We start from the raw sequence: 11,147 nt of genomic DNA on the forward strand, positions 1-11,147 counted from the left end.
GACACCACAATGCTGCGGGTTGACTGCCAGTCCCATGCGGCTCAGTCTTCCTGTGCATTTTTTATGGATCTCATTTCACCAGGGAGACAGTCGATGCCCTTCGTAACGGTTGATGGACAAGCGCTTCACTACATAGATCAAGGCACGGGCCCTGTGGTTCTGCTGGCCGGCAGTTACCTGTGGGACCAGGCCATGTGGGCACCGCAGATTACGGCGCTGTCGCAGCACTATCGGGTCATTGCCCTGGACCTGTGGGGCCATGGCCAATCCGGGCGGATGCCCGAGTGCACAAAGTCACTGGATGATGTGGCGCGTCAGGCACTGGCATTGCTCGATCATCTGGACATCGATCGCGTCACGCTGGTCGGTCTTTCGGTCGGTGGCATGTGGGGCGTTCGACTGGCGCTGTCGGCACCTCAGCGGCTCAACGGGCTGGTGCTGATGGACACCTACGTCGGCGTCGAACCGGAACCGACCCGCCAATACTATTTCTCGTTGTTCAAACAGATTGAAGACAGCGGTGAGATCTCGCCGCAGTTGCTCGACATCGTGGTGCCGATTTTCTTCCGTCCGGGCATCGATCCGCAATCGGCGCTGTATCAGGATTTGCGCACGAAACTGGCTGCGCTGCCGGCCGACCGTCTGCGTGAAAGCATCGTGCCGATGGGGCGGATTACCTTTGGTCGTGATGACCTGTTGCCGCGCCTGGGCGAGCTGAACCCTGAAACCACGCTGTTGATGTGCGGTGACCAGGACAAACCGCGGCCGCCGTCGGAAACCCAAGAGATGGCCGAATTGATCGGTTGCCCGTATGTGCTGGTGCCGCAGGCGGGGCATATCTCCAATCTGGAGAACCCGGCATTTGTCACCGAGGCGCTGCTGAAGTTTCTGTCTGAAAGAACTGATTGATCTTGTTGACGCCATCGCGAGCTTGCTCGCGATGGGGGCGGTGGGGATTACTTCGGCCCCAGAATCTTCACCAATTTATCCGGCGACGGCGCGCCTTGCTGTTGTTGCAGTTGGCCCTTGTCGTCCATGTAGAAAATCGCCGGGGTGGCGGCCAACTCCAGGTCTTCCATCAACTTCATGTTCGCCGCCAGTTTCGCCTGAATCGCCGGCGGTACGTCTTTCAGTGCCTTGAGCGAGCTGGCCTTGCCGGATTTCTCGTGTTCTTCCAGGGCTTTCTGCGGATCCTTGGCGGCCAGCAGCGCGGCGGATTTGCCCGGGCTGTCTTCACGAATGATGCCGACCATGATGTGTCGCAGCTGCACCTTGCCAGCCTTGACCCACGGCCGCGCCTGTTCCCAGAACATGTTGCAGTAAGGGCAATTCGGGTCGCTGAATAAATAGACGACTCGCGGTGCGTTCTTGTCGCCGTCACCGATCCAGTTGCTCGCTTCCATCTTGCTCCAGACTTCCTTGGCCATCGGCGCGTAGACCAGTTTCTGCAACGGCGCGTTGCTCAGGTCATTGCCGTCGGCGTCGTACAGATTGCCCAGCAGCACATGCTTGCCGTCCGGGGTCAGATACAGCGCCATGCCGCGGTTCTGGTACTGCGCCGCGTAACCGCGCAGGCCGTCGGGGGCGTCGAAGGTGCCGACGATTTTGGCGCCCTTGGCTTCGATCTTCTTGATGGCTTCAGGCAGTTCTTCGGCCTGTACCGACGGCAAGTGCAGCAGGGCAGCACCCAGGGTCAACGTCAGCAGGTGGCGGAGGCGGAGCATGGCAGTTTCCTTGAAGGCGTGGCCGAGGTGGCCGGGTTCGGGGTGTCGAAGTTTTCCAGGGCGCGGGCCAGGCTCGCTTCAGAGAGTTCGCCCAGATGGCTGCCCAACAGGTACCCGTCGGGGCTATAGAACAGCGTAGTCGGCAATGCCATGGAGCCCACGGCCTGACTCAATCGACCGCTGCCATCGAACAGCACGTTGGTCAGGCTCAGGCCCTGGGTTTCGAGGAACGTGGCGACGCTTTGCATGCTTTCGGTCTGGTTGACGAACAGGAAGGTCAGGTCCGGGCGTTGCAACTGGGCGTTTTCCAGCACTGGCATTTCCCGGCGGCAGGGCGGGCACCAGGTGGCCCAAAGGTTGATCACCAGCGGACCGCCCTGGTAGTCGCTGAGCTGTATGGTTTGCCCAGCGGCATTGCGCAGGGTGATCTGCGGCAGACGCGTGCCTTGTTCGTAAATATTCAGGGAGAATGTCGCCAGCAGCCAGAACACCAAACCGCTGCCTACGCCGAAGCCCAACGGCCGACGCATGCCCGGGCGACGCCAGCCTCGATACAAGGCGGCGAGCAACAGCACGACCACCCCCGGCCAGGCGAGGAAACCACCGTCGCGCAGGTCGATGATCTGCCACGGATCGTTGCGATACTGCGCCCAGTAGGCAATCACGAAACCGACCCGGGCCGTCAGCATGCCTAGCAGGAACAGGCTGAACAGCACCGACTCCGGGTTCTCGCCGCCACGCTTGGCCACCCGCCAGCCGACAAAAGTCGCCAGTGCCAGGGCACTGATCAGCAGCAGGTGATTAAGCGCGATGGCAAAGGTGCCGAGGGTAAAGGTCAGCATTAACGAGCGTCTCGGGTGGTGGTCCAGCGTTGCAGGAAGGTGCCAGCATCGACCTCACCGGTGATGCGCTGGCTGCGGCGCTCTTCGCCGTCGGGGCCGATCCACAACAGGCTTGGCGGCCCCGGCACTTTATAACGGCCGAGCAGTTCGCGGCTGGCGGCATTGTCGGCGGTGACGTCCAGCCGTAGCAAGCGCACATCGCTGAGCGCTTGCAGCACCTGTGGTTTGCCGAAGACCTGTTTTTCCATGATTTTGCATGACACACACCAGTCGGCGTAGTAGTCCAGCAGCACCCATTGGCCCTGGGCCTGGGCGGCGTCCAGCTCCCGTTGCAGTGCGGCTGGTTCCTTGATCGTGGTGAAGGCGTCGTGACCGACGGAGCTTGCACCGGTGCCGTCACGGCTGACGCTATAGACCTGCAGCGGCTGGTACGGGTCGTCACTGCCACCGGCGGCGCCGACCACCAGCAGGCTGCCCCACAGCCCCAACAGCAGCGAACTGGCGCCGAACAGGTGGGCAACCCGGCCAAATCCTTGCGATTGTTTCCAGGCGCTGTAGGCGGCGATCAACAACAAGGAACCGCACAACCCGAGCCACAGCGATTCGTCCAGCACCGGGCGCAGCATCAGCAGCGCGGTGGCGAGAAACAGGAAGCCGAACACGCCTTTGAGCAGGTTCATCCAGGCACCGGGCTTGGGCAGGAAACGATTACCGACGGTCACCAGCAACAGCAGCGGTATACCGATGCCGATGCCCATGGCGAACAGAATCAGCCCGCCGTGCAGCGCATTGCCACTCTGGGCGATATAGAGCAGGGCGCCGGCCAATGGAGCGGTCATGCACGGCCCCACCAGCAGGCCGGACAAGGCCCCCAGCACACCGGCACCGATCAGGTTGCCACCGCGCTGATTGCGCGAAACATGTTCCAGTCGATCACGCACCGCTACCGGTAATTGCAGCTCGAAGAAACCGAACATCGGCAAGGCCAGCAGTACGAACACCGCCGCAAAGCTGCCGAGCAACCAAGGGTTTTGCAGCAGCGCCTGAAGGTTCGCACCGAGCAGCGCCGCCAGCACGCCCATCGCTGCATACACCAGCGCCATGCTGATCACATAGCTGCCGGCCAGGGCAAAACCGCGCTTGGGCGTGGCGCCACTGCCGACGATCAATCCCGCCAGAATCGGTAGCATCGGCAACGAGCAAGGCGTGAAAGCCAGCAGCAGGCCCAAGCCGAAGAACACCAGCAAGCTCCAGCCCAGCGCCCTTTGTTGCAGGTCGCTGGCCAAGGCTTGATCCGGTGCCTCATTTAAAAGGCTCGGAATTGTGGTGTTGCCTAAATACACCACTTGAGTGTGGGGCGGATAACACAACCCGGCATCGGCACAGCCCTGGAAACCCACCTTGATCTGGCCGCTGGCACCCGCCGGGATCTTCAGTTCCAGGCCTTGGCGATAAACCTGCTGTTCACCGAAAAACTCATCGCTGTGAGCTTCACCTTCAGGCAACACCGGTTTGTACTGCGCAGGCAAATCGTCGAACTTCAGGCGTTTTTTGTACAGGTAGTAACCGTCGGCAATCTGCCAGAACAATTGCGTTTCACCGGACGCCAGGCGCTCGGAGGTGAAGATGAACGCTTTTTCGATGGGTAGAAAGTCGGGTTTTCTGTCGAATGGATTGTTCCCCGGCTGCGCCTGAGCAAGGCTGGCAAACAGCCAGAGAAGAAAAACAAGAAAACCGCGCATCGACAAAGCCTTAAACATTGCAATTGCCGTGCACGATGATGGCTGCCGATTAACCCGGTGTTAACGAGCAAGACATGATTATTAGCCAGGCTGATTCGCGCTGGAATCCAGGATTCACAGCGCGAATCATCCTTAATGGCTTACTGAAGATCGCTGTAGGTCAATCTGAATTCCGACAGTGGGGGATGCGTACGCTTCCACTCTTGGGCAAATGCCTTGCCGGCTTCTATGTCTTCTTTGGACATGTCCTGCGCAATGATTGAAAGATTGTTAAACGCGGTGTTGTAGCGCGGAGATTCCCGGGAGGTATCGAGCACCAGCCAAATGAGGCCGTAACTATTGATCAGGTTCTTCTCGAAGCCATATTCGGTATCGACGCCATTCTCATCCTCATAGACGCCACCCAACCCATAGCCGTACTCGAGCACCGCGTTTACATCGTTCAATTGCGCCCTTTTGATCAGCCACTCTCTCCTGGTGGGAAGATCATGGCTAATGGGTGGGCGATTGCTGTACCAGTGCATCGCTCGGGAGAACCCCGCCTCGGCCGCACGTTTGAGCCAACGGTCGATAGTGGACCTGCGTTCAATCGCATCCGGAATGAGGGTGTGGTCCTTGTCATACACGATGGCGAGTATGTATTGCCCTTCCAGAAAACCTGCTTCAGCCGATTTTTTCAGCCAGGCGATATCCTTGGTTATTTCATAAAGTTGAAGCATGGCTTCGCCATCGCCGCTGTCGGCACGCCCTTGCGCAAGTGTTTTGGCTTGCTCAAGGGACGCGTCATCAGCCAATCGCAGCAGGGCGTAGACGTCGCCCTGAGCTGCTGCCAGGGCGTACCAATCTCTGTCGGCGTGGGTTTTATCCTCCTCCTTGAGGTTGTTTTCCCGGCGCCTGATGACTTCTGCGAGTGCGTACTGCGATTCACGATCTCCAGCGGTGGCGGCAATGGTCAGATAAGCCTCCGAATCCCGGTATTCCCCCAGGTTGTAGAGCTCCAGCCCCTTTTTTCTGGCGGTTTCTTGCTCATTGGTCAACCGGGCAATCAGCGAGCTCAATGTGTTGAGCAAGCTGAACAGAGTTGTCAAAGCGGATGAGTGTGTATACATAGTCAATACCTGTGTGAGTGGACAATTGGGGTGGTACGCACACAGGTTATTCAGGTGAGAAGGAGGACGTGCGTTACATATATATATGACGCGCGAGAAATCACCCGTCGTCTGGAGAAAAGCCAGCGGTCCCCCCGGCCCAAGGCATGATCCTCCCAGGAAGCGGAATCCGATGCGGTCTCAGTCTTGTATCAACCCTGGCCAGGATTCGTCATCTATTGTTGTCGGTCCCGTCTCTGCCCTGTTGTCCTTTATGTTGTATCTGATGTATCTGTTGTTGGTCAGAAAGATATAGAAATAGCTGTCGAAAAGCGGGGCGTCGTTTTGCACGGCTGTTATGATTCGGTTTTTGTAAGGTCCCAATCCGGGCCAAGAGTCAGGTGTGATGGGCTTTGTTGATGTTTTTTGTGTTGTGTAATTGAAGTTGATGTAGTGTCCGTCATTCGTCAAAAACTTGAATAGATATTTGAAGCCGAATATTTCCCACCATGTGCCGGCCACGATGCGGTCGAAATAAGGAAGTAGCGAGTGCCACAACGTATCTTCAAGACGATAGGTTCCGGTGACTTTGTCGTAATCCTGGTCGTACTTACAGACCATCGGAGTGCCATTGGCATAATAGAACAGCCATAAAATGTCATCACCTCCGTTCGGGTGGCCCCCAACCCCAGTGACTGTAAAGCCGAAACGCAGATCTTTGACGTGAGCGTGAAAGCTTCCCCAGTTATCGGCTGTTATCTCGGCAGGATATCCCTCGTCAACCTTGTTCTCGCCAAGATCAAATCTGGAGTATGTATTGCTGTCTTTGAAGAAGAAGTAAATTTTATCTTTTCCTGCGCGCCAATCGACGGCAACAAAATTCTTGAGTGTCGGCATGATCTGATTCCTTTCAGTTGGCTGAAGAGTGTTTATAGTAAATAAATGGCATCTCTTCGAGCCTGGTGGTGTGGGGTGTTAATGTCGGAGTTAGACTATCGTTAGATATTGATCTTTGATATGGCTTTTTGTGGGTTGATTGTTTCAGTTTGAGGCTGATATGTTTCAGTCAACTAAGAGGAGGGTGCCAAAATGATTAAGGCGATCATCAAATACCCATCTGGTACGCTGGACGACCACTGAACGAAAGGCCTGCTTCTCGTCGGCCGCGGGGCTTGCCATAATTGCGGCTTAATCCACATCTGTTTGACTCGCGTTTTTGCTCATGGAGCTCCCATGCACGTACTGGTTTGCGAAGACGATGAGCTGATTGCCAGCGGCATTGTTGCCGGCCTCACGGCCCAGGGCCTGACGGTGGAACACGTGGCCACTGCTTCCGCCGCCCGGGCGATGCTCAAGGTGGCCGAGTTCGACGTCATGGTGCTCGATCTCGGCCTGCCGGACGAAGATGGCCTCAAGTTGTTGCAGCAGTTGCGTCACCATGGCCTCGAAATCCCGGTGCTGATCCTCACTGCGCGGGATTCGGTCACCGACCGGGTCGACGGCCTGCAAGCCGGTGCCGATGACTACTTGCTCAAACCGTTTGACCTGCGCGAACTCGCCGCCCGTCTGCATACGCTGTTGCGACGGGTGGCGGGTCGCAGCGTCAATCTGATTGAACATGGTCGTTTGACCTACGACCCGAGTAGCCGAGAAACCCTGCTCGGCGGCCAGCCGGTGGATTTGTCTCGCCGTGAACAATCGCTGTTGCAAGCCTTGCTGCATAACCGTGGCCGGGTGTTGTCCACCGAGCAACTCAAGGACAGTGTCTACGGTTTCAACGACGAACTGGAAAGCAACGCCCTTAACGTCCATATCCATCACCTGCGGCGCAAACTCGGCAACGGCATCGTCGAGACCGTGCGTGGCTTGGGCTATCGCCTGGGGCCGGCCGATGGCGGAGAGCAATCGAAGTGATGAGCCTGCGTTTGCGCCTGAGCCTGACCCTCGGCGCCGCGTTTGCGCTGATCTGGGCCCTGGCCGCCGCCTGGATGCTCAGTGATCTGCGCAACCAGATGATGTTTTCCCTGGACCAGCGGCTGGTGGCGTCGGCGCGGATGGTGGCCGGGCTGCTGGAGCAACTGCCGGCGTTGCCGAGCAAGGGCGAGGGGACCCATTTCAGCGCTGAACAGCTGAGTATCCCTGGCGGCATGGCCTGTCAGGTCAGCTCGTTGCGTGGCGAGATTCTGGCCCGCAGCCACAGCAATCCCGAGCAAGCGCTGGAAGCCGAGAAAATGGGCTTCCACGATCAGATGATCGACGGCGCGCCGTGGCGCAGCTTTACCCTGGCACGCGGCGATGTGCGCATTACCACCGCCGACCGGCAGATCGAACGCGAAGCGCTGAACATGTCCATTCTGCTGGCGGCCTCGGTGCCGGTCGGGGTGGCGTTGCTCGGCTGCCTGTGCCTGTTGTGGCTCGGCATCGGCCAAGGGTTGGCCCCGCTCAATCGTATGCGCGATGCATTGATGCGACGCAGCGCCGATTCTCTGGAGCCGTTGCAGATCCAGCCGCTGCCCAGCGAACTGCAACCGCTGCTCGAAACCCAGAACCAGCTGTTCCAGCGCATCGGCAAGACCATCGAGCGCGAACGGCGCCTGACCGGCGATGCCGCGCACGAGTTGCGCAGCCCGCTGACCGCGATCAAAACCCATCTGCAAGTGGCGCGCATGACCGAAGGCAGCGCTCGGGACCAGTCCCTGGCCCGGGCCGAAGAGGGCGCCGACCGTCTGCACCGCACGCTTGAACAATTGCTGTTGCTGGCGCGCGTCGAGGGCAGCTTGTCATTCGACGATGGCGTGCAATGCAGCGCCGAGCAGGTGGCGAAACTGGCGATTCAGGATGCGGCCAGTGGTGATCGTCAGCGGATCAAGTTTCAGATGCCGGTCAAACTCTCTGGCGCCCCGGTGCAAATGCCGGCGGTACTGTCGATTGCCGCGTTGCGCAACTTGCTCGACAACGCCCTGCGCCATACCCCAGGCGATGGGGTGGTGGAGCTGAGCCTGGAAACCACCGACAATCGCGTACGCTTCTTGGTGCGCGACCACGGCCCGGGAATTGCCGAAGACGACCTGCAACACCTGACCCAACGCTTCTGGCGCAACGCCCAGAGTACCGGTTGCGGCCTCGGCCTGGCGATTGTCCAGGCCATCGTCCAGCGTTGCGGCTGCACCTTGCATTTCGACAGCCGGCCGGATGGCTTGCGGGTTGAATTGACGATGCCGTTGCAACCGGTCTAACCAATACAAAACCCCCTTCGACAGCTCCTGCATTTGTTCTGTGTCGCACACCAAATGTAACGTCTCTCCAATTAGCCACCCGCCCCCCACAGCGTTATCGTCCCCGGCAGCTTTGACTCAATGGATTGAGGTAACAGCGCCATGGATGCATCGATACATATCTGCAAGGCAACATCTGCCGACGCCGGCATCATCAGCCGGATCGTCGAGCGCTCCATCCGCGTCGGCTGCGCGCTGGACCACCGCAACGATCCGCGAACCGTTGCCACCTGGACCCACAACAAGACCATCGAACACGTACAGCCGTGGCTGGCCGACCCGCGGTTGTACCTGAACATCGCCTTGCTGCAGGACAAACCAATCGGCGTTGCCATGGCCGCGATCAGTGGCAAGGTCGCGTTTTGTTACGTGCAGCCGGAATGGTTTCGGCGAGGTGCCGGGCAGGCGCTGGTGGACGATCTCGAGACGTGGTTGATCGCTCAGGGTTTGCATCAGGCGCGGCTCAACAGCACCCGTACCGGTGAAGCGTTTTATCGCCGTTTGGGGTACCGGGCTTGTGCTGAAACCTTCACCGTGGCGGGACTCCTTGCCATTCCCATGCACAAGGTGTTGTCGTCGCCCCTATAGAAAGGCTGATCGAGGGGCTAAATCCTTGAAGTGCTGATGCGTTTCCAGAACAGGAAAACCTGCAAGTGCGCCCCGTGACGGGAACCGCACCTGCCCGGTGTGCAGTTTTGGTCACTATCAACAGCGTATTGAGGGGTCGAAAGATGTCAGTCGCTACCAGCCTTATCGAAGATCAGCCGGCCCGGACCGTCCCGACGCCTGCCGAGACGCTTTATCAGTTCAACGAATCGCCGCTGCTGGCCCGTCAGAGCCAGCAGGAATCCAATGCCCGCAGCTATCCGCGGCGCATTCCCCTGGCACTCAAGCGTGCCAAGGGCATTTATGTCGAGGACGTTGAAGGCCGTAGTTTCATCGATTGTCTGGCCGGTGCCGGAACCCTGGCCCTGGGGCACAACCACCCGGTGGTGATCGAAGCGATCCAGCAAGTGCTGACCGATGAATTGCCGTTGCACACCCTCGACCTGACCACGCCGGTCAAGGATCAGTTTGTCCAGGACCTGTTCGGTCTGTTGCCACAGGCATTGGCCGCTGAAGCCAAAATCCAGTTCTGTGGCCCGACGGGCACCGACGCCGTGGAAGCTGCGCTGAAACTGGTGCGCACCGCCACCGGCCGCAGCACCGTGTTGTCATTTCAGGGTGGTTATCACGGCATGAGCCAGGGTGCGCTGAGCCTGATGGGCAGCCTGGGGCCGAAAAAACCGTTGGGTGCGTTGCTCAGCAGCGGCGTGCAGTTCATGCCCTATCCCTACGATTATCGTTGCCCGTTCGGCCTCGGCGGCGCGCAGGGGGTGCAGGTCAATCTCAATTACCTGGAAAACCTGTTGAATGATCCAGAGGCCGGCGTGCAATTGCCTGCTGCCGTGATCGTTGAAGCGGTGCAGGGCGAAGGCGGGGTGATTCCAGCCGATCTCGACTGGCTGCGCGGCTTGCGTCGCATCACCGAGAAGGCCGGCGTTGCACTGATCGTCGATGAAATCCAGAGCGGCTTTGCCCGCACCGGCAAGATGTTCGCCTTCGAACACGCCGGGATCATTCCGGATGTGGTGGTGATGTCCAAAGCCATCGGCGGCAGCTTGCCGCTGGCAGTGGTGGTCTATCGCGAATGGCTAGACACCTGGCTGCCGGGCGCCCACGCCGGGACCTTCCGGGGCAATCAGATGGCCATGGCCGCGGGTTCTGCGGTGATGCGTTACCTGAGCGAACACAAGGTGTGCGAGCACGCGGCCGCCATGGGCGAACGCTTGAGCGAACACTTGCGCATCCTGCAACGAGACTTCCCGCAACTGGGCGACATTCGCGGACGCGGCTTGATGCTGGGCGTCGAGCTGGTCGATCCGACCGGCGCGCCGGACGCTCAAGGTCATCCACCGATATTTTCTCGTCTGACGCCGCTGGTACAGCGCGAATGCCTCAAGCGCGGGTTGATCCTCGAGCTGGGCGGGCGTCACGGCGGTGTCGTGCGTTTCCTGCCGCCGCTGGTGATCACGGCCACGGAAATCGATCGGGTGGCCGACATTTTCGGCAGGGCCATGGCCGCCGCCACCGCCAGCCTCTAAATTTTTCGGCACTTCGAACGTTCCTTCTACATAACGGCAGCACCCACTGTGCAGCCCACCCTACAGCGATGGAGAGACAGCATGACGTCAGTATTCGACCGCGAGGACATCCTCTTTCAGGTCGTGGTCAACCACGAAGAGCAATACTCGATCTGGCCCGACTACAAAGCCGTGCCACAAGGCTGGCGTACCGTGGGCAAGAGCGGTCTGAAAAAGGAATGCCTGGCCTACATCGAAGAAGTCTGGACCGACATGCGTCCACTGAGCCTGCGCCAGAAAATGGCAGAGCAGGCGGCTGTGGCTCACTGAGTCACCGCGCAAAAAGAGGCCCG

The 11,147-nt window shown here is 59.2% G+C and carries 11 protein-coding genes; 6 read left to right on the forward strand and 5 right to left on the reverse strand.

All coding sequences use genetic code 11. The annotated features are described in order from the left end of the window. Positions 1-93: 93 nt before the first annotated feature. On the forward strand, positions 94-909 hold the full coding sequence (locus ACZ9BB_RS04115) for an alpha/beta fold hydrolase (protein WP_476212655.1): 816 nt from the start codon (positions 94-96) through the stop codon (positions 907-909). Positions 910-956: 47 nt separating this feature from the next. Here ACZ9BB_RS04115 and dsbG read toward each other — a convergent pair whose 3' ends face one another. The 5 genes from dsbG to ACZ9BB_RS04140 all read right to left on the reverse strand — a co-directional run bounded on the left by dsbG (position 957) and on the right by ACZ9BB_RS04140 (position 6,293). Further along, entirely contained in the window at positions 957-1,724 is a 768-nt protein-coding gene (gene dsbG, locus ACZ9BB_RS04120; protein ID WP_476212656.1) for a thiol:disulfide interchange protein DsbG, read from the reverse strand. Beyond that, positions 1,700-2,566: a TlpA family protein disulfide reductase gene (locus tag ACZ9BB_RS04125; protein ID WP_476212657.1), complete on the reverse strand. Its 867-nt coding sequence runs from the start codon at positions 2,564-2,566 to the stop codon at positions 1,700-1,702. Before ACZ9BB_RS04125 ends, dsbG begins: the two co-directional genes overlap by 25 nt. Continuing rightward, positions 2,566-4,308, reverse strand: a complete 1,743-nt coding sequence (dsbD, locus tag ACZ9BB_RS04130; protein ID WP_476212658.1) for a protein-disulfide reductase DsbD — start codon at positions 4,306-4,308, stop codon at positions 2,566-2,568. The genes ACZ9BB_RS04125 and dsbD overlap by 1 nt, the downstream gene beginning before the upstream one ends. Before the next feature lie 140 nt (positions 4,309-4,448). After that, positions 4,449-5,417 (reverse strand): tetratricopeptide repeat protein, encoded by a 969-nt coding sequence (locus tag ACZ9BB_RS04135; RefSeq protein ID WP_476212659.1) that lies wholly within the window; start codon positions 5,415-5,417, stop codon positions 4,449-4,451. Between the two features lie 180 nt (positions 5,418-5,597). Further along, positions 5,598-6,293, reverse strand: coding sequence for a hypothetical protein (locus tag ACZ9BB_RS04140; protein WP_476212660.1), 696 nt, complete (start codon positions 6,291-6,293; stop codon positions 5,598-5,600). Positions 6,294-6,629: 336 nt separating this feature from the next. Between ACZ9BB_RS04140 and ACZ9BB_RS04145 the strand changes: the two genes are divergently transcribed. From ACZ9BB_RS04145 to ACZ9BB_RS04165, 5 genes are all read left to right on the forward strand, one after another. After that, a complete protein-coding gene (locus tag ACZ9BB_RS04145; protein ID WP_063341057.1) occupies positions 6,630-7,310 on the forward strand; it encodes a response regulator in 681 nt (226 codons plus the stop codon). Continuing rightward, positions 7,310-8,632 (forward strand): ATP-binding protein, encoded by a 1,323-nt coding sequence (locus ACZ9BB_RS04150; protein ID WP_476212661.1) that lies wholly within the window; start codon positions 7,310-7,312, stop codon positions 8,630-8,632. Before ACZ9BB_RS04145 ends, ACZ9BB_RS04150 begins: the two co-directional genes overlap by 1 nt. 141 nt (positions 8,633-8,773) lie before the next feature. After that, positions 8,774-9,259: a GNAT family N-acetyltransferase gene (locus tag ACZ9BB_RS04155; protein WP_476212662.1), complete on the forward strand. Its 486-nt coding sequence runs from the start codon at positions 8,774-8,776 to the stop codon at positions 9,257-9,259. Between the two features lie 143 nt (positions 9,260-9,402). After that, a complete protein-coding gene (locus ACZ9BB_RS04160) occupies positions 9,403-10,815 on the forward strand; it encodes a diaminobutyrate--2-oxoglutarate transaminase (RefSeq protein ID WP_476212663.1) in 1,413 nt (470 codons plus the stop codon). Positions 10,816-10,896: 81 nt separating this feature from the next. Then, complete coding sequence (locus ACZ9BB_RS04165; protein WP_223483848.1) at positions 10,897-11,124, forward strand: MbtH family protein; 228 nt, start codon at positions 10,897-10,899, stop codon at positions 11,122-11,124. Positions 11,125-11,147: the final 23 nt, after the last annotated feature.

It is taken from the genome of Pseudomonas sp. TE3552 (genome assembly GCF_056278945.1).